17 protein-coding genes are annotated in these 19,143 nt (G+C 66.2%); 8 read left to right on the top strand and 9 right to left on the bottom strand.

What is annotated here, in order from left to right; translation table 11 throughout:
• Window positions 1-79 precede the first annotated feature (79 nt).
• Window positions 80-1,426: a M1 family metallopeptidase gene (locus tag OG716_RS14065; protein ID WP_405138074.1), complete on the bottom strand. Its 1,347-nt coding sequence runs from the start codon at window positions 1,424-1,426 to the stop codon at window positions 80-82.
• A complete protein-coding gene (locus OG716_RS14060; protein ID WP_405138073.1) occupies window positions 1,423-5,313 on the bottom strand; it encodes a Pls/PosA family non-ribosomal peptide synthetase in 3,891 nt (1,296 codons plus the stop codon). Before OG716_RS14060 ends, OG716_RS14065 begins: the two co-directional genes overlap by 4 nt.
• 371 nt (window positions 5,314-5,684) lie before the next feature.
• On the opposite strand from OG716_RS14060, the gene OG716_RS14055 reads away from it, so the two are divergent.
• Complete coding sequence (locus tag OG716_RS14055; RefSeq protein ID WP_405138072.1) at window positions 5,685-6,611, top strand: cyclase family protein; 927 nt, start codon at window positions 5,685-5,687, stop codon at window positions 6,609-6,611.
• A 6-nt stretch (window positions 6,612-6,617) separates the two neighbouring features.
• On the opposite strand, the gene OG716_RS14050 is transcribed toward OG716_RS14055, so the two are convergent.
• Together OG716_RS14050 and OG716_RS14045 are read right to left on the bottom strand one after the other, a co-directional pair.
• Window positions 6,618-7,439 carry an acyl-CoA thioesterase gene (locus OG716_RS14050; RefSeq protein WP_405138071.1) on the bottom strand — a complete coding sequence of 274 codons (822 nt, stop codon included), beginning with the start codon at window positions 7,437-7,439 and terminating at the stop codon, window positions 6,618-6,620.
• Between the two features lie 95 nt (window positions 7,440-7,534).
• Window positions 7,535-7,741 (bottom strand): hypothetical protein, encoded by a 207-nt coding sequence (locus OG716_RS14045; protein WP_405138070.1) that lies wholly within the window; start codon window positions 7,739-7,741, stop codon window positions 7,535-7,537.
• 391 nt (window positions 7,742-8,132) lie between these two features.
• Here OG716_RS14045 and OG716_RS14040 point away from each other — a divergent pair, with 391 nt between their 5' ends.
• From OG716_RS14040 to OG716_RS14025, 4 genes are all read left to right on the top strand, one after another.
• Window positions 8,133-9,026: a helix-turn-helix domain-containing protein gene (locus tag OG716_RS14040; RefSeq protein ID WP_405138069.1), complete on the top strand. Its 894-nt coding sequence runs from the start codon at window positions 8,133-8,135 to the stop codon at window positions 9,024-9,026.
• Window positions 9,023-9,232, top strand: a complete 210-nt coding sequence (locus OG716_RS14035; protein WP_405138068.1) for a DUF397 domain-containing protein — start codon at window positions 9,023-9,025, stop codon at window positions 9,230-9,232. Before OG716_RS14040 ends, OG716_RS14035 begins: the two co-directional genes overlap by 4 nt.
• A gap of 316 nt (window positions 9,233-9,548) precedes the next feature.
• Complete coding sequence (locus tag OG716_RS14030) at window positions 9,549-10,118, top strand: hypothetical protein (RefSeq protein ID WP_405138067.1); 570 nt, start codon at window positions 9,549-9,551, stop codon at window positions 10,116-10,118.
• A gap of 305 nt (window positions 10,119-10,423) precedes the next feature.
• Window positions 10,424-10,831, top strand: a complete 408-nt coding sequence (locus OG716_RS14025; RefSeq protein WP_405138066.1) for a hypothetical protein — start codon at window positions 10,424-10,426, stop codon at window positions 10,829-10,831.
• A 104-nt stretch (window positions 10,832-10,935) separates the two neighbouring features.
• Here OG716_RS14025 and OG716_RS14020 read toward each other — a convergent pair whose 3' ends face one another.
• The 4 genes from OG716_RS14020 to OG716_RS14005 form a co-directional block, all read right to left on the bottom strand.
• Window positions 10,936-11,742 carry an SDR family oxidoreductase gene (locus OG716_RS14020; protein ID WP_405138065.1) on the bottom strand — a complete coding sequence of 269 codons (807 nt, stop codon included), beginning with the start codon at window positions 11,740-11,742 and terminating at the stop codon, window positions 10,936-10,938.
• Between the two features lie 20 nt (window positions 11,743-11,762).
• Window positions 11,763-12,800, bottom strand: coding sequence for an alpha/beta hydrolase (locus tag OG716_RS14015; protein ID WP_405138064.1), 1,038 nt, complete (start codon window positions 12,798-12,800; stop codon window positions 11,763-11,765).
• 216 nt (window positions 12,801-13,016) lie between these two features.
• Window positions 13,017-14,240, bottom strand: a complete 1,224-nt coding sequence (locus OG716_RS14010) for a PucR family transcriptional regulator (protein ID WP_405138063.1) — start codon at window positions 14,238-14,240, stop codon at window positions 13,017-13,019.
• Window positions 14,241-14,328: 88 nt separating this feature from the next.
• The gene (locus tag OG716_RS14005; protein ID WP_405139683.1) at window positions 14,329-15,648 is read right to left on the bottom strand and encodes a lipase family protein; all 1,320 of its coding nucleotides are present in this window, start codon (window positions 15,646-15,648) and stop codon (window positions 14,329-14,331) included.
• Window positions 15,649-15,860: 212 nt separating this feature from the next.
• On the opposite strand from OG716_RS14005, the gene OG716_RS14000 reads away from it, so the two are divergent.
• Window positions 15,861-16,874 carry an LLM class flavin-dependent oxidoreductase gene (locus OG716_RS14000; RefSeq protein WP_405138062.1) on the top strand — a complete coding sequence of 338 codons (1,014 nt, stop codon included), beginning with the start codon at window positions 15,861-15,863 and terminating at the stop codon, window positions 16,872-16,874.
• On the opposite strand, the gene OG716_RS13995 is transcribed toward OG716_RS14000, so the two are convergent.
• Window positions 16,871-17,173, bottom strand: coding sequence for an ArsR family transcriptional regulator (locus OG716_RS13995; RefSeq protein ID WP_327146254.1), 303 nt, complete (start codon window positions 17,171-17,173; stop codon window positions 16,871-16,873). The genes OG716_RS14000 and OG716_RS13995 overlap by 4 nt on opposite strands.
• A gap of 305 nt (window positions 17,174-17,478) precedes the next feature.
• On the opposite strand from OG716_RS13995, the gene OG716_RS13990 reads away from it, so the two are divergent.
• A complete protein-coding gene (locus tag OG716_RS13990) occupies window positions 17,479-18,480 on the top strand; it encodes an AfsA-related hotdog domain-containing protein (protein ID WP_405138061.1) in 1,002 nt (333 codons plus the stop codon).
• Window positions 18,477-19,142, top strand: a complete 666-nt coding sequence (locus OG716_RS13985) for an HAD family hydrolase (RefSeq protein WP_405138060.1) — start codon at window positions 18,477-18,479, stop codon at window positions 19,140-19,142. Before OG716_RS13990 ends, OG716_RS13985 begins: the two co-directional genes overlap by 4 nt.
• Window position 19,143: the final 1 nt, after the last annotated feature.

Below are 19,143 nucleotides of genomic sequence, written 5' to 3'. Positions count from 1 at the left end.
GCGGCCTCGAATTCGGGCCGATCCTGCGCACACCGCAGCTGTCGGTCACTGGGCTCGCCACCGGTACCACGCAAGAGCCTCAGGCGTGATGAGCGCCCGGCGGCGGCAGCTGTGGGAGCGGCAGGCTGTGCAGCCAGTCGTCCCATAGCGACCGCAGCGGGGCCGCGCTGTAATGCCCTGCCAGATCCATGAATTCGTCGGTGGTGACCGAGCTGTGGCGGTAGCGGGTGGTCCACTCGCGCAGCAGGTTGAAGAATTTCGGATCGCCCAGCCGCAGGCGGAGGGCGTGCAGGGTCAGGGCTCCGCGCTTGTAGACCCGGTCGTCGAACATGCGGGCCGGGCCGGGATCGCCGAGCAGGATGTCCTGGGGCTGGTGGGCCAGGCGCAGGCGGGCGGTGCGGGCCAGCTGGTCGGCGCTCGCGCCGCCGGAGGCCTCGGACCAGATCCATTCGGCATAACAGGCGAAGCCCTCGTGCAGCCAGATATCGCGCCACTGGCGGATGGTGAGGCTGTTGCCGAACCACTGGTGCGCAAGCTCGTGTGCGACAAGGCGTTCCGAGCCGCGGTGGCCGTCGCAGTGATTGGCGCCGAAGGTGGAGATGCCCTGCGCTTCGATGGGGATTTCCAGCTCGTCATCGGTGATGACAACCGTGTAGGCATCGAAGGGGTACGGGCCGAACTTATCGGTGAAGACCGCCATCATCTCCGGTTGGCGCGCGAAGTCGTGATCGAAGGCGGCGCGCAGGCGCTGCGGCAGCACGGCCTGCATGGGCACCGCACCGCGCGGGGCCTCCAGCCGATGCTTCCGGTACGGCCCGACCTGCACGGTGGCCAGGTAGGTCGCCATCGGTTCGGGCTGCTCGTACACCCAGGTGGTCTGGCTGGCCTTGGTCTGCTTCCGCATCAGCGTGCCATTGGCCAGCGCGTAGTACGGGGTGTCGGTGGTGATCGAAATGCGGTAGCTGGCTTTGGAACTCGGGTGATCGTCACACGGGAACCAGGAGGCGGCGCCATTGGGCTGACTGGCCACGAGCGCGCCCTCGGTGAGCTCCTCCCAGCCGACCTCACCCCACGGGCCGCGCACCGGTTTCGGCGTGCCCGCGTACTGGACGACCAGCGCCAGTGCCCCGCCGGCGGGGACCCTGATCGACGGCGTGATCACCAGCTTGCCTTGCTGGTGTGTGTATTTCGCGACCTTGTAGCCGTTGACCAGCACCTTGGACACGGTCAGCGACTGAGAAAGATCCAGTGCGAAGCGATCCCGCACGCCGGTGCTCACCGCCGTGATCTCGGCCCGCCCCGCCAGCCGGTTGCTGGCGACCTTGTAGACCAGTTCCAGGTCGTACCGCGACACCCGGTAACCGCGATTTCCGTTCTGCGGCAGATAATCGTCGATGGCGTCTTCGGAGAACTTGTTCGGCATCATTCGCCGGCCTCCGCCCGATCGGTCCACGGCGCAATGGGATTGCCCCACCAGCGGGTGGACGGCGGCACGGTGTCCCCACGCATGACCAGTGAGGCGGGGCCGACGGTGGCGCCCGGGCCGATGCTCGCGGCGGGCAGTGCGACGCAGTGCGGGCCGAGGGTAGCGCCCGCGCCGACGGTGACGGTGTCCATGGCCATGATTCGATCGTGGAACAGGTGGGTCTGCACCACGCAGCCCCGTTCCACGGTCGCGCCGTCGCCCAGAGTCACCAAGTCCGCCTCGGGTAGCCAGTAGGACTCGCACCATACCCCGCGGCCGATCTCGGCGCCGAGTCCGCGAAGCCACAAATTGAGTACGGGAGTACCGGTCGCCGCGCGTGCGAACCACGGCGCCGCAACATGTTCCACGAAGGTGTCGGCGACTTCATTGCGCCAGACGAACGAGCTCCACAGCGGATGCTCCTCGGCGCGAATGCGTCCCACCAAAACCCATTTGGCCACAACGGAACTCGTGCCCGCGATCGCGCCCGCCGCCAGCAGCACCAGGCCGCTGAGCAGCGCGGTGGGCAGATGCCCGAGGGTCTGCGCCAGCCACGCGAGGGTGAACAGCACGCCCAGCCCGATGGCGAAGGTCACCAGCACCGGAAGCAGACGGCAGGTCTCGACAATGCCCCGCGCGATTAGCAGCCGCGGCGGCGGATCGAAAGTGCGTGCGGTATCACCGGTTCCGGCGGTGCGGCGCAGGCGCACCGGCGGGCTGCCCAGCCATGACGAGCCCGCCTTGGACTTCGACGGTGCGGCCGAGAGCACCGCGACGAGACCGTTCTTCGGCACCCGGCGGCCCGGCGCGGTCATGCCGGAGTTGCCGAGGAAGGCGCGCTTGCCGACCTTGGATTCGCCGATGTGCAGCCAGCCGCCGCCGAGTTCATAACTGGCGATCATGGTGTCGTCGGCCAGGAACGCACCGTCGGCGACCGTGGTGAACTTCGGCAGCAGCAGCACGGTGGAGGCCTCGACGCCCTTGCCGATCTTCGCGCCCAGCAGGCGTAGCCACACCGGGGTCAGCAGGCTGGCGTACAGCGGGAACAGGAAGGTGCGCGCCGAATCCAGCAGGCGTTCGGTGGCCCAGGTCTGCCAGCCGATGCGGCTGCGCACGGGGTGATAACCCTCGGTGAGCCCGATGCTGAGCAGTCGCACCGCGACGATCGTCACGACGGCGTACACGCCCAGGCTGATCAGCGTCGCGATCGGCAGCAGGGCGAAGGCGTGGCCGAGAGCCGTTGTCAGCGTGGTGGTCTTGCGAATCTCCCAGGCGATGAAGAGCCCGCCGGTACCCAGGCCGAGAATCGGCACGGCCGCCAGCAGCATCGAGGTGATACCGAAGATCGCGACCCAGTGCCGTGCTCGCGGCGGCGTGTGATCGGGCCAGCGGTGCTGTGCCTTACCGACTTTCACCGCCGGTGAGCCGGCCCACGATTGCTCGGCCTTCACCTTGCCGGACACCGCGGAACCGGCGGCGATCTCGGCGTTCTTACCGATCTTGCTGCCGGGCAGCACGATCGAGCGTGCGCCGACCACCGCACCGGGACCGATCTCGATATGGCCGATGTGCACCACATCGCCGTCGATCCAGTACCCGGACAGGTCCACCTCGGGTTCGACGCTGCAGCCGTCGCCCAATTCGAGCATGCCGGTCACCGGCGGCAGCGTGTGCAGATCCACCCCCTTGCCGATCTTCGCGCCGAGCGCCCGGGCGAACGGCACCATCCACGGTGCGCCGGAGAGGTTTTCGGCCCCGCTGGCCTCCGAGAGCCGCACCGCGGTCCACAGTCGCAGGTGCACCCGGCCGCCGCGCGGATAGCTGCCCGGCTTCACATTGCGCAGGAGAGTACGTGCACCCGCCACACACAGCGCCATGCGCCCGGGCGGGGAGATGAAGAGCAGGAAGGCGATCAGCGCCCACCACCAGGACAGGCGCGGCAGCCAGGGCAGCGAGCCGGTCCAGGCCCCGATATTGCCGACAATGCCCAGCCAGGTGAGCCATTGCAGTCCGGTCAGCGTGGTCAGGGGGATGGTGGCCAGCACCTGGAACCACTGGGCGCGCAGGGGGACCGGGCGCACCACGCGATCCACGACCGCGACGGCCGGGGCGCTGGCATCCAGCAGTGACGCCAGCGCGCCGAGTCGCGGGTGGTCGTACAGGTCGGCGACGGTGATGCGCGGCTGCCGTTCCCGCAGTGCGGTGACCAGCTGTGCGGCCGCGAGCGAACCGCCGCCCAGATCGAAGAAATCGGCATTCGGATCGCTGACCTCGGCGCCCAGAATCGAATCCCACAGTCCGGCAACCCATTGCTCGGTGGCGGAGAGTCCCGGATCGGCGTCGGTCGCCTTCGGCAGCGGCCACGGCAGGGCATTGCGGTCGACCTTGCCGGAGGTGCGGGTGGGCAGTTCCGCCACCACCGCCAGCCGGGGGACCAGCGGGGCCGGGAGTTGTTCCCCTAGTTGAGCTCTGGCGGCCTTGATGTCGTAGTCCGCGCCCGGGCCGGTCAGGTAACCGACCAGGATCTTATTGCCCGCCTTGGTGGTTCGGATCGCGGCGGCCGCGCCCGTCACCCCCGGCAGGTGCTGCAGCGCATTGTCGATCTCGCCGAGTTCGATACGGCGGCCGCCGAGCTTGATCTGATCGTCGGCGCGACCGAGGAAGACCAATCCCTCACTGTCATTGCGGACCAGATCGCCACTGCGATAGGCGCGTTCCCAGCCGACCGACTCCAGCGGCGCGTACTTCTCCCCATCCTTGGCCGGGTCGAGATAGCGGGCCAGGCCGACGCCGCCGATGACCAGCTCACCGGATTCGCCCTCGCCCACCGGGTTTCCGGCCGCATCGACAACCGTGAGATCCCAGCCGTCCAGGGGTAGTCCGATGCGCACCGGGAAGGATCCGTCGAGCAGTGCGGCGCAGGCGACCACGGTAGCCTCGGTGGGGCCGTAGGTATTCCAGACCTCGCGGTCCTCGGTGCCGGCCAGACGTTCGGCGAGTTCCGGCGGGACAGCCTCACCGCCGAAGATGAGCAGTCGCACCGAATCCAGGGCCTCGGCGGGCCAGGTGGCGGCCAGCGTGGGCACCGTGGACACGATGCTGATCTCGCGCCGCACCAGCCACGGGCCCAGATCCGCGCCGGTGCGCACCAGCGCACGCGGTGCGGGCACCAGGCAGGCCCCGTGCCGCCAGGCCAGCCACATTTCCTCGCAGGAGGCGTCGAAGGCGACCGAAAGTCCCGCGAGGACACGGTCTCCGGGGCTGATCGGCGCCTGCCGCAGGAACAGCCGGGCCTCGGCATCGACGAAGGCGGCGGCATTGAGATGGGTTACCGCAACACCTTTCGGGGTTCCGGTGGAGCCGGAGGTGAAGATGATCCAGGCGTCGTCGGCCGGGGTGGGCGGCGCGGTCGACGCGGCGGTCGATTCATGTGCCACAGCGGTGGTTTCGATTCCGCCGGCGGTGGCCATGGCGGTCACCTTCGCCTCGCCGAAGACCAGCCGGGCGCGTTCGTCGGGGTCGTCGGCGTCCACGGGTACATAGGCCGCGCCCGCATGCAGCACCGCCAGAATCGTCAGGTACAGCTCCGCGGTGCCCGACGGCATCCGCACCCCGACGCGGTCACCGGCGCGCACGCCGGCCGCGGCCAGCTTGCCGACGACGATCTCGGTCTCCGCCAGTAGCTCGGCGTAGCTGAGCACTGTCTCGCCGTCGTCGATGGCGGGTGCGTCCGGGTGCTCCTGTGCGGTCGCGGCCAGGATATCGACCAGGGTGCGGGCGGGTGGTGCGAGTGCGGCCCGCAGCATCGGACTGACGCCCGTCGCGGTCTCGACCTCGTTCTGCACCATCAAGTCCTGCCCACCTCTCAGAGAACTGCCCGGTCAGCGAACTGTCCGGTCAGCGAACTGTCCGGCGTTTCGATGTCCGTTGTTTCACATAAGGGTTACCAGTGAGCAAACACCCCGGTGACCAACAGTCCACGGTACCCGCGAACTGGTCGTCCGCTGTTCACCGAACCGGTGCGGTCGTGCAGGTCACAGTCCTGCGCATTGTCGCGAGACCGGATTGAACTTAGAGTTTGCTCGTCACTTGCTAAACCTGCGCTGGATCCTTTCGGTCGCAGCAGCGAAATAACTCGAACCTGGGATCCCGCCCCGGTTGCGCGATGAGGGCGCAGCCGGGGCGCGGTCGTGTTCGGCCGGTCTGTAGGTTCGGATGTATGGCTTTTCCAGCGGAATTTCTCGACCTCGCAAAGCGTGTGAACAATTGGGGCCGTTGGGGTTCCGACGATCAGATCGGCACGCTCAATCTTATTACCGATGAGGTGGTGCGGGCCGCGGCGGGCACGGTGCGCAGCGGGCGCCGGGTGGCGCTGGCACTGCCCCTGAGTCAGCAGGGTGTGCAGACCGGGATGATTCCGGGCCGGGTCAATGCGCTCCACAGCATGATCGCGATCAATTGGGAGTTGTTCGGCCCCGGCACCATTGCGACCAGTGACGACGTGGTGACGATGGGTCTGCAGGCCGGAACGCACTGGGATGCCCTGACGCATATCTCGCATTCCGGGCGGATCTACAACGGCCGTCCCGCCGACACCATCACCGCGCACAAGGGTGCGGCCTTCAGCGGAATCGACAAGGTGCCGCACATCGTCTCGCGCGGCGTCCTGCTGGACGTGGCCCGAGCGCGTGGGGTGGACGGTCTGGCCAGCGATCACGCTGTCACGCCGGAGGATCTGGAGGCCGCCGAGGAATTCGGCCGGGTCAAGGTGCGTGCGGGCGATATCGTGCTCGTCCGCACCGGCCAGATGCGGCTGTTCCTGGCCGGGGACCGCCAGGGTTATGCCGTACCGGCGCCCGGTCTGTCCGTGCGGTGCCCCGAATGGTTCCATGCACGCGATGTCGCGGCCGTAGCCAACGACACGCTCACCTTCGAGATCTTCCCGCCGGAAATCGACAATCTGATGCTGGCCGTGCACGCGCTGCATCTTGTGGAGATGGGCATGCTGCAGGGGCAGAACTGGAATCTGCAGGAGCTGTCGGAAGTCTGCGCGGAGGAGGGGCAGTACGAATTCCTGCTCTCCGCCATGCCCGAGCCCTTTGCCGGCGCGACCGGAACCCCCGTGGCCCCGGTCGCGATCCTCTGAGGGCCGTCAGTCCTTGAAATAGACCATCTGGTGACTCGTTGCCAGCAGTGTGCCGTTATCGGCCCACAGCTCGGCCGACTGGTCGAAGAAGCCGTTGCCGAAGTGCTGTGAGCGGGCGGTGGCGAGCACCGGCAGGTCGGACTGTGCGGTCAGCAGCTGGGTGTCGGCGTGGAAATACACGGTCAGCGAGACGGTGCCGGCGGGCACGACCCGGCCCAGGCGGAGCATGACCCGCGGGAAGAACACATCGCTGAGCGCGGTCAGGCCGGGGTAGTCCAGCGGCCGCGCAGGCGTCTCCCGCACCCACAGCGTGGTGGTCGAACTGTGGTTCGGATCCGCGTCCTGAATCGCGATGGCGCCCTCGACGAATCGCATCTCGTAATTGCGGACCCAGGCGATGAACTCCGGCAGCGCCTCGGGCTCGAGGCTGTCCGCGGGCGGCACCGCCGGTGCGGTGACCTCGGTGGAGGACCACGTCTGGCGGCGGTTGCCGAATACCGCTGTCGCAGTGGTGGTGACGGCACCGTCCTGGCTGAGGGTCAGTGTCCAGTGCTGCGTATTGCGGTTCGTGCGCACCGGAACCGCGGAGATGACGAAGGGCCCGCTGGCAATCGGCCCGGCGTAATTGACGGTGATCGAAAGCGGTTCACCAAGGCAATCCGGATGCTCCTGCGCCGCACGCAGCAGAGTCGCGGCGGTGATCCCACCGAACGGGCCCACCATATTGGCGTAGTCCGGCGTGGTCTGCCCGCGATAGTTCCCGTCGCCGTCGTAGATCAGTTCGGTCGCGACGTCGAACGGATGCGGCGGGGTCACGGTGCGGGGCATCGATCGAGGCTACCGCGCGCGTGAATCGGGCTTGACGCGGCGGGTCGGCCACGGCGCAGGATCGGTGAGAGCTGGGCGCCGAGGCGAGGAAGTGGTCACCAAATGTTCCAGGCGCCCTTGCGGGGGCTGGAATCACGGGAGCTCTTGACCGGCTGCGCCTCCCGTTCCAGTCGGGGAACCCGGCGATCGAAATAGGCTTTGGCCAAACAACTTTCGGGGCAATCCGCGTGCTCCAATTGCCCGCGCTTCGCAACTTCCAGACTCATGACCGGATAATCCGGCGGCATATGGCTGATCGGCATTGCTCATCCTCCCTGGAACGAGAAGTCTCGAGTGCTTCGGAAAACCATGCGATGGCACGCCGCCCGCGACAGGCCGATGGCTTCCAATAGCGTTGCCCTGCAAGGGTGGTCACTCCACATGACGCGGTATCGGTGGTCATGAGTCCCCCGATGGCCGGTACTTCCGGGGCGTTGCTCCGATCGCCAGGGCACGTCGGTGGCGATCGGCCGGGACCATGGTTTCTCGTCCACCGGGGGTGTAACCAGTAGACCTCCGATCCTGAGAAACTGGCATTCTCAGATGACCGATTCCGTATGGTTGACGCCAGACTTTCTGCACGGGTGCCGCCAATTGCATACAGCCACTTGACGGCTTCCAGAAACTGCGCCGCTCGATAGTGAGGCTAAAGACATGAGCCTTTCCGGGAGTACGCTCGCCCGCCGTGCTCTAGGGCGGGAACTTCGCCGTCTACGCACGCACAAGGGGATACAGCAGGCCGAAGCAGCAAGGGCCGCAGAGACTTCCCCGCAGTCCATCAGCCGGACCGAGGAAGGGGTGACCACCCGCCTGACCTCGTTCCAGATCAATGCACTGTGCGATCTGTTCGACGCGAGCGACGAAGAGCGGAAGAGGCTGCTGGCCCTCCAGCAGGAAGTCCGATCGGCACGTGAACGGGGTGGCGGCTGGTGGCGCGCCTACGCTGACGCCCAGCTGCCGAGCGGATTCGATCACTTCCTGTCTCTGGAAGAAGCCGCACACCAGTTCACCGCGTGGAAGACAGGCGTGCTTCCTGGCATGTTGCAAACTCCGGACTATCGGCGAGCGCTGGCTTGGGCCGAGATTCCGCAGCTGACACCGGATGCCGTGGAAACGCGGATAGAGCTGGCCACCCGGCGGCAGGTTCGCCTGGAGGATCCCAAGTTCCGCATGACAGCGCTGCTGTCCGAGGCTGTGCTGAGGGAACAGATAGGTGGCCGAGCCGTCATGGGCAGACAACTCGCGCACCTGGCGAAAATGTCCGAGCTGCAGAATGTTTCGGTCCGAGTGGTTCCGTTCAGTGCAGCGCGGCACTTAGGGATTCTGGTGGGGCCATTCAGTCTCCTGGAGTTTCCGGTGCTTCCGCAGTCGAAGCTCACAGAGCCGCCGATCGTCTACGTCGAGGAGTATGCGGGGGATCTGTATCTGGAACGAGAGGCTGAAGTTCAGCGATATCGGGCTGCATTGCGGGAGATCGGGCAGGTAGCGTTGGACGAAGTTCAGTCCAGGCAAATGGTCCTGGCAGCAGCGGAGGAGTTCGGCGAGTGAATAGTGACCTGTCCGCCGCCAAGTGGTTCAAGTCAACCCGGAGCGGGTCGGGCAAGGACTGCGTGGAGGCTGCGCACCTGAGTGGGGGCTCCGTCTGGGTGCGAGACTCGAAGCTGGGTGAGTCCAGCCCGGTACTGACGTTCCGCCCGGCCGAGTGGGATGCCTTCACTGCCGCCCTTCAGGCAGGCAAGTTCGACCAATCGTAGCCTTCTGTCGGCAAGGATCAGGGAGTTCGGGAATCGCTCAGGTTCCTCTGTCGGCCGGTTCGGTAAGCGCGGTCAGAGGTCTCGACCGGCCTGAGCGGTCACAAACCCCTCCTCAGCGGCAAAATTTGCCGCCCCACCGCGATCTTTGACCGCTCAGGCCGATTCTCTAGTCAATCCCATGTAGCCCACAGCTCTGGCCGATTCCTGAGCCCCGGCTCGATCGAATGCGCGCGTCGCCCCACCGGTCTGGCAAGATCGTTGTGGAGCCGGAGCGAATATGTCTGTCCGGTGGGGAGATTCGATGGGTGGGAGTTCGATGAAGCGATTTGTTCTTGCGCTGGTCGCTGCGGCGGCTACGGTCGCCGCCGTGACCGGTTGCAGCACAACAACCTCGGGGACGGCCAGCCCTGCGCCCACCGGTGTCACAACCAGTGCGCCCACAACGACCGCTGATCGCGCAGCGGGCCTGGGTCCGGCATCCAGGACTGCCTGTTCTATATTCCTGGCCGAAAGCCAGTCCGACAAAGAGGATCTGCTGCGTCAGATCGCCGGCGAGAACCCCGGCTGGCACAGCTCGAGCGTTGGCGAACTGGGCGTCACCTGGGCGGAAATGAACTGCAAGGACAAAGGAACCCAGGCAATCGGGGTCGCCTTGGATGTCAATCCCTCGACCGAAGTACATACCACCAACGTCGCCGACATGACCTGCCACGACTTCCTGGCTCGAGACACAGACGACGACACCGGCATCGCGCTCATGCAAGAGCTGTCGAAGGAAAAGCCTGGCATCGGCGCCGTCGGCCCGTTCGGCACACTGGTCGAGGTCCGCATCGAATGTAAAGAGCCCGGCGCGGACACCAAGCCCTTGTCCGCAGTAGCCAAATAGACATCCAGTAGTCGCCGACGCCGCGCGGAGTAGGTGTTGTCGCTTCCCGGCCTCTTCTCGCCCGGCCGCATCGGCCGCGCTGGTCGCACCAGGTATCGATCGCAGCCTCACTGATTTATTGGAAAACGCTTCACGCGGAACAGCTTTCGCAGTCGCAACTGCATGTGAATTCGGATCGTGCACTGTCGGCGAAGCGGAGACGGCCGCAACGATCACTGCGCCATTGCCCTCCGGAAGACGCTGCGTGCGAAATGCAACACGTGCCACCGATGTTTCACCAAAACCACTACACTGGAAGGATATTCGTGAATCCGTCGGCACGCTGGGCCCTGGTCGGTTTGGGAGTTCTGGTGCTGGTCGCGGTTGCCGTGACGGTGAGTCTGCTCATCGGCGGGGTCCACGATCTGACGCACACTGCTACGTGCGGCGGCGCTGTGATGGCTCCGATCGATGGATGCGAGGTGCTGCGCGGTCACGCTCGCGGCGATCACGACGTGCATCTCTACTGGCCCGGCGGGCTGATGAAAGGGATGTCTGACAGCAGCCCCCGGGACCTGCGGAGCCAAGCGCAGATGCAGAGCCATGCTCGCAGCGATGGGCGCTTCGAGGTTTTCACCGGGTCCGCAATACTCATCGCCCTCGCTTACGCGCCGGTTCGATGGACCATCCGCCGGTGGCGGCGACCGCATGCAACGGGGAAGCGCGGTCGCTGATTGTGGCGCGCTGGGCGGCTGGAGGTTCGAAGCCGACAACGTGGAGTCTTGGCCGGAGTGGCTTTGGGGCTTCCACTTGTTCGGCGACTGGTTTGAGGATTCCGCTACAGCGAATCGGCCTTGCTGAGCCGGCCGACGACCGCCCGGGTGACCCATGCCGGGCCGAGCCGGACCGCCAGGCCGGTGAGTTTGGTTTGCAGGCCGATGAGGACGTGTGGGCCGCGCAGGCGGTGTTGATGAGTGGCGGTGCGCCACAAGGCTTCCGCGATATCGTCGGGGCTCAGGTGGACGCCGAGGGTGGTTGCGGACTTCGAGCCGCGTGATACCTCGTCCATCATTCCGGTGGCCACGAACAGGGGGAGTAGGTCGTGGACCGGGATGCCGTATTGCCGCCATTCCAGGTCGAGCGCCTCGGTGAGGTTGCGGACGGCGGCTTTGGTCGCGCCGTAGGTGGCCAGGCCGGGCTGGCCGTAGAAGGCCGAGGCGGAGGCCAGGTTGACGACCTGGCTGCCGGGGGTGCGGCGCAGGTGCGGGAGTGCGGTGTGGCAGCCGTTGAGGACGCCTTTGACGTTCACGTCGACCAGGCGGTGCTGGCGTTCCAGTGAGATGTCGCCGAAGGCTCCCGAATAGAGGATGCCCGCATTGTTGACCAGCAGGTCCAGGCGGCCGGTCGTGTCGGTGAACTCCTGCAGTGCGTGCTCCCAGCCTGCGGGATCGGTCACGTCGAAAGCCCCGGTGATGGTCCGGCCGCCGATCTCCTCGGCGGTGCGGCGCACCGCGTCGGCGTCGATGTCGTAGAGTCCGACCGTCCAGCCCGCACCCGCGAACCGGGCGGCAATGGCACGTCCGATGCCGGCGGCCGCGCCGGTGATGAGGACGGCGGGCTGGGACGTACTGACAGGCTGGACCATTCGAGCCTCTCGTGGTCGATTCAGGCGGCGCTGCGGCCGGAGGCGGCCGAATCGATCATCGCACGGTGGAACTCGGCCGCATCGCAGGCGGCATCGCGGCCGTCGGCGAGCAGACCTGCCCCGAGGTGAATGAGGGTGTGCGGAGCACTGGCCCGGATCTGCAGCCGCAGCGATACCTGTGCCTCCTCGCAGCGCCGGGCCACCGCGAGCGCGTCGGCGAGCAGCATTTCGCGGGAGCCGACCTGCAGCAGGATCGGCGGCAGTCCGGTGAAATCGTGATTGACCACCGACCAGCTGGGATCGAGCACCCCATCGATGGCGATCCCGCGCCGCACCACCATGCCGGGGCCCGCCGCCGGCAGCACCGCGTCGGAATTGGCATTGGCATGCGCCATGCGGGCCGTGGAATCGAAATCGGCCCACGGCGAGGTGACCGAAATAGCCGCGGGCAGTGGCAGACCCAGATCGCGCACCGTCAAAGCCAGGCGCAGCGCGAGACCGCCGCCCGCGGAATCTCCTGACATGATGATCTTTTCGGGCGCGAAGCCCTGATCGAGCAGGTAGTGGTACGCGGCCAGCGCATCGTCGAGGCTGTCATTGGGGTGCGCATCGGGCAGCTGCCGGTAGTCGACGGTGAACACCGGCAATTCACTGATGCTGCCCAGTCTCGCGGTGTGGCGCCGGTAGCTGTTGAGACCACCCGCGATGAACGCGCCGCCGTGGAAGTAGAGGATGGCCGCATCCCGCTCGATCCGTGGATCGGGAATCGGTGCGGTCCAAAGCCATTCGGCCTGGAAATTGTCGAAGAACACCGGATGCCGGTGCAGCCCGCGCGGCGCGCCCAGGATGCGGGCGGGCGCCTCCGAGAGCCGGGTGGCCCGGAAGATCAACTCCGCGGGAACCGGCCCGAAATCGGCCACCCAGGCGCCCGCGCGCAGAAATTGCTGCAGGGTGGTGCGCAGGACGGGATGCGCTATGCGGGTGCCGATCCGAGCCGGTGGGCTGGTTTCGACGATCACGGACGTGACGGATACCGAGGTCTGCGGCGACGTTGCCACGGGGTTCTCCTGTCCGCGCCGCGAGGGGCCGAAGCGCTGGAACTGTTCTTCGATATGGTTGATGTGTGGCCGGGGCCATTGATCATCTTGACTTGCCGGGGGCGAATTGTCATGCCCGAGAGGCAAATTCCGTCCGTACCGAGACCTACCTCCTCCTCGATTCAACCCCGGATGTGGGGTCTTCTCTTCCCGAATCCGGTGGATTGTCGATCGCGGTCATCCAGCACGAGGCCGGTGTTCGCCGTCGTGCTGGAAGGACTTCGATTCCAGCCGGCGAGCCGTACGCGCTGCCATGAGCGTCGAGATGCCGGACGGGTGCAGCGGGTCGTAGCCGGTGAGGTCCGCGATGCGGGTCAGCCGATAGGTGACGGTATTGCGGTGGATGAAAAGTGCTCGGGCGACGGCATTGTGGTTGAACTGATTGTCGATGAAGGCATCGAGGGTCTGGCCGAGCATGGGCTGATCGTCGAGCGGATCGAGCAGGGCCGCCAGCGTGCGCCGGGTGGAACCGGTGGTGGCGATGGCGAATTCGAACATCATGTCCTGCTGGCGGCACACGATCTCCGGAAGTTGCAGACAGCGCGCCACCTCCGCCACGATCTGGGCCTCGGCGTACGCGGCGGGAATCGCCGCGTGTGATGGAGCCGGCGCCACGCCGATCCAGAACTGCGGATGCGGCCGAATATCGCGCAGCGCAAGCGCATCCACGAGCACCTGCTCCGGTTCACCGCCGTCCGCCGCCATGGGGACCAATGCGGTCCAACCCCCGCTGTCCCGGTGCAGCAGGGTACCGGGCAGATGGGCGATGCGGCTGCGCAGCCGGGTCAGGGTGCCCGGGGTCGGTTCGCCGAGCCGGACCACGGTGATGAGAAATGCCGGGGCGAGCGGTGATTCGGGATCCACCGCCCAGCTACCGGGTTCGCGGCCGGACAGCAGCGCATCGGCGACCTCGTGCTGGCGTTCGAGGATGTCCCAGCGCGGCTGGCGGGCATCCTCGACCAGTGCGGTCGCGATGCGCGCCATGATCAGGCCCATGTACTCGGTGAGCCGCAGGCCGACCTCGGGGACGACCCCGTACTCGTCGCGATCCATCAGCGGTATCAGCTGCGACCAGAAGAACGCCGCGCCGACTCGGTAGTTGGTCAGCACCTCGGTCAGGCCCATACCGTCGTGGACCAGCGTCACCGCCCGGTCGATGAGCGGCTGGGTGTCCTCCGCGGACGGTTCGATGTGGTCGATGACGTAGCGGAAGAACAGTTCGAGATTGAGCTTCGCGCTCGGTACGAAATCCGCGTCCCGCATCGAGTGCGGGAGTGTGTCGTAGGGCGCGACCTCACCATTGAACTCCCCGGCCAGCGTCGTGGCGCGGGCGCGCAAGAGTTCCAGTGTGGCGGCCGGTTCCGCGAGCAGGACCGGGTCCGCCACGATGTGGTTGTTCACTGCTGCCTCCCCGGATCTACCTGAACTGTGTGTCCGCACACATTATGCGCTACACGCTGTCACAGATAGCCCCGGGGGAATTTTGGCGTCAGCTGCCCGGGAATCCCGGCGGGAGCGGCTGGAAATCGGCCTTGAACCGGGGTCCGGGCGGTAACCCGCGCAGCACGGCACTGGTCCACGCGACCGCCGGCGCCCAGCCGACCACGGCATTGGTGAGGTGCTCGGGAATCGGATCGGTGTAGAAACGCAGATCCGCGCCGCGATCCCAATAGGACTGGACCGTCGGAAGCACCGTGGACGGCGGAATCAGCTCGTCCCAGTCGCCGTGCCACCACAGCAGCGGAGTATCCGGAATGTGTTTGCCGAGACTGTTGTCCTCGAGGACCTTCAGCACCTCGGGCGAGGAATTGATCGATTTCCCCGGCAGGAAGTACTCGCTGATCGGGCGATACACACCTTCGGCCGCGATGGTGGCGTAGCAGCGGTGCTGCATATCCGCCAGCAGTCCCTGCCCTTCGGGGGTCAAGAACTCCTCGGGCTTGAACACCTCCGGATATTCGCGCGCCAGCGAGGCGAAACCCAGCCACATGGTGAAATTGCTGGTTCCCGTCACGCCCGGCTCGCGCGCGGAGCCGTAATTCGCGATCGCCACCAGGTCGCCGGGTGTGCCGCCGAAGGCCGTCCCGAGCAGCCGCACATCCGGTGCGTAGGTCTCCCGCAATTCGGCCGCGCGAATGGAACCGCTGCCGCCGCCGGAGAATCCGTAGAGCGCGATGCCCGAATCGGCGAATCCCAGGGCCGGATCGTTCTTCATCGCCCGCAGGCTGTCGAGCACCATCTTGCCTTCGTCGAAGGTGTTGAAGGTATTGAACTTTCCGTCGAAGTCCGGGATGTTGATCGCGAAACCCTGTGCCAGCCAACCGGCGACCAGCGTCGACTCCTTCATGGTGCCGACCTGCAGGGTGTGCGAGGGATTGCACGCCGAATCGGTGGAGTCGATGGCCTCCTGGAAGGACACCACCGGCCGCGCGCTGCCCTGCCACGGAATGCCCGGCACGATCACGGTGGTCGCGGTGACGATCGGATTGTCGTGCACATCGTTCGACCGGAACAGCAGCTGCTTGGTGTACACGGGGAACGGGATGCCCAGAATGCGGGTCTGGACCTCTCGCGACCGGACGATGTCACCCGGGTTGTAGTCGGCGAGGTTCGGCGGATCGTTGTACCAGGCGTCCTGATCCGGCGACGGGATCGGCAGCATGTCGTAAATCTGCGGCTCCGACGGCAATTGCGGGATCTGATTCTGATCCGACGGGAAGTTCGGCGGATAGGCGGGCTGCGCCGACACCGCGCCCGTTCCCACCGTCACCAAACATGCGGACGTGGCCACAACCAGCAGCCGCCGCATCCGAGACCTGTTCACCGAGCCTCCAAAAACTCCATTGTTTCCACACAGCCGAATCACATACTCCGGCCCATGCGACCTAGCTCACACCACTGCGAACTCGCGCGCAATCGGCGGTACGCCGAGCATTGACCACTGCTTTTGTGCATGTGCACGGGTGGTCGCGGGCCTCGCGCGCGCGGAATCAACGCGCGCGGAGCGCGTTGATCAGGTATGTGACCTCCGCATCGCAGGCGACCCGCTTCTCGATCCTCGACCGATCGCGCACCCGCCGCGGGCAGTCGCATCCGGAGGCGCTGCGGGAAACCGTCGAATTCGCGCGGCTCGCGGAAAGCTGGGGATACCACCGGTTCTGGGTGTCCGAACACCACAGCGTTCCCGGCGTCGCGGGCTCCGCGCCCACCGTGCTGGCGGCCGCGATTGCCGCCGCCACCGATCACATTCGTATCGGCACCGGCGGGGTCATGCTGCCGAACCACCAACCGCTCGTGGTGGCAGAACAATTCGGCACGCTCGAAGCTCTGTTCCCCGGCCGGATCGATATGGGTCTGGGCCGTTCGGTGGGATTCACCGACGGTGTGCGCCGTGCACTCGGTCATGGCCGCGATGATGCCGACGACTTCGATGCCCAGCTGACCGAACTGCTCGACTACTTCACCCGCGGCCGAAACGGTGTGCACGCCTGGCCCGCCGAAGGGCTGCGCGTTCCGGCGTATCTGCTCGCCACCGGTTCCGGCGCCGAACGCGCCGCCCGGTTCGGCTTGCCGCTGGTCATCGCCGCGGCCTCCGGTGAGGAGGCGATGGTCGAGGCAATCACGAACTATCGCAATGGTTTCCGCGTCACGGAGTGGGGTGCGGCGCCCTATGTGATCGTCTCGGCCTCGGTCGTCATCGCCGATACGACCGAAGCGGCCCACCGCCTGCTGCTTCCCGAAGCGTGGTCCGCCGCCTACTCGCGCACCCGGGGTGAATTCCCGCCATTGCGTTCACCGGAGGACATCGAGCGCGAACCCATGACCGACCGCCAGCGCCGTCTCTTCGAAGAATCCCTTCGCGGGCATATCCACGGCCCCGAGTCGATTGTGCTGCCCGCCCTGGATCGCCTTATCGCGCACACCGGAGCCGATGAAGTCCTCGTGCACACCAGCACCTACGACCGCGAGGCCCGCCTGAATTCGCATCGGCGGCTTGCCGAAGCAGTGTGGGCGCGGCCTTCGGTGACGGTTTAGACGATGGAGCTGAGCAGCCCCGGGAAACGTGTTTCGAGATCGCCGCGCCGGAGCGTTGCCATTCGGGAATTGCCGCGGTCGACCTGACGGATGAGGCCGGCTTCGCGCAGCACTTTGAAATGGTGGCTGCGGGTCGATTTCGAGACCGGGAGGCCGAAGGACGTGCAGTGGCGTTCGACGCCGTCGGGTTCGGCGAGCAGATCGCGCACGACTTTCAGCCGCAGCGGATCGGCGAGAGCGGCGAAGACGTCGACGAGTTCGATCTCGTCGACTTCGGGGTGACCTTCGTGATCGGGCACGAATCCAGTTTACCAGTGGTTCGTCTTTCATCGAACCAGGCCGTGGATGTGACCTGGTCTTCCTCGGGTTGCCGCGGGTCGGATGGTCTGTTTTACTTCAGTCGGACTCCCTCTCTCGGGACAGCACGGCGACCCTGATCGCTGTGCCCATCGTCCGGTGCAGGATTGCTCCTTCTCGGAGACTCCTTATGCCCGGTGCAGCGATGCGGCACAGCCCCCCACCGCCGTCATTGCATGTATCACCGCGTCCGGCATGACGAATTCTCCTGCACCCGTTCGGTCCAGCGACGTTTTAGGAGATACGTGTGACCACATTTGTGGAACCCAGACTGTCCTATCGCAGTTCGATACCCCGCGAAGACGTACATCGCGCTGCCATCTGTGAAGTATTCCTCACCGATATCGTGTGCGATCGCTATCCGAAATTCCGTCTGGGAGCGCAGCTTCCGCGGGTGCACAGCTATTACAGCGATCACGATTGCGTGGAACAGCGGTACGACCCGCTGCTACTGCTCGAAACCTTCCGGCAGGCCTCGATTCTCATCGCGCACCGGTATGTCCAGGCGCCGCCGGACTCCGCGTTCATCTTCAACACAGGTGAGCTCCGCATTGTTTCGCTGGACGCGCTGGCCATCGGACCGCGCCCCGCGGACGGCGTGCTCGATGCCGAGATCGTCGAGGAGAAGACCCGCGACGGCGTCATTGTCGGCGTCACGCTCAAAATGACGCTCTCCCTGGACAATCGGCCCGCGGCGGAGATGGACATGGTGATCCAGTGGATGCCGCGGGCGGCCTGGGCGCGTTTGCGCACCAAAGGCCGGGCGGCGCTGGCGCTCGAACCGGTGCGGGCCTACGGTCTCGACACTCGCATCGATCCCCGGGAAGTCGCGCGGCGCCTGACCGGCAATGTGCTCATCGCAGGTTTCGAGGTGCACGACAATGCGATCTCGACGCGGATTCTCGTCGACGAGGATCATCCCGCCCTGTTCGACCACCCTCTCGACCATGTGCCCGGTGTGCTGGTTTTCGAAGCGGTCCGCCAATCCGCGCTGGTCGCCGCGCACGAACTGTTCGGGCTCTCGCCGCATCGACTACTGCTGGTCGAGTGCGCCGTCCAGTTCGTCAGCATCGGCGAGCTCGAACTGCCGGTGGATTGCGAGGTGACGACGGAGATCACCGAATGCGGTAATCAGCTCGCCTTCGCCGCATCGCTGCATCAGGAGGGGCGGGTGATCGCCGCCGCGACCATTCTGCTGCAGCGGATCGGCACGTCACCGCGGGTGCGCGCGATTCGGATCCCGGCATGAACGCGATTGCGCCGCGGGCGATCTGGTTCGACTTCGGGGGAGTGCTGTCGCCGCCGCTGTCCGAGCTCTTCGACGCGTACGAGCAGAAGACCGGGATCACGCCGCGTGCGCTGCGGGCCGCCATGGACGCGGTGGGCGCCGATCTCGGGGCGCATCCACTCGCACCGATCGAACTCGCCTCGATCACCGAGTACGAGTGGGGATCTCGCCTGCGCACCCATCTCGCGGCCGCGAATCCCGCCTTGGATCTGTCGCGCGCCGAGCTGGAAATGTTCGGCGGCCAATGGTTCTCGGATATTCGCTGCAATTCCCTCATGGCCTCGACGGTCCGGTCGATGCGCGCCCAGGGGCACCTGGTGGGCGTGCTGTCCAACAATGTCGTGGAGTGGGAACCGCATTGGCATCGGATGATCGAGCCGGCGGGGGAGCTCGATGCCCTGATCGACTCGTGCATCGTCGGCGTGCGCAAGCCGGAACCGCGGATCTTCCGCATTGCCGAGGAAGCGCTCGGCGTCGCGCCGTCCGAATGCCTGCTCATCGACGACCTCGCCGAGAACTGCGCGGCCGCCGAGGAATCGGGCTGGCAGGCCATCAGATTCACCTCCAACGCACAGACCCTGCGTGAGCTGTCGTACCGCACCGGAACCTACAGCGTCGTTTGAC

Source organism: Nocardia sp. NBC_01388, from assembly GCF_045040085.1.
Lineage (GTDB): Bacteria > Actinomycetota > Actinomycetes > Mycobacteriales > Mycobacteriaceae > Nocardia.
This window is presented reverse-complemented; position numbering and strand designations above follow the sequence as displayed.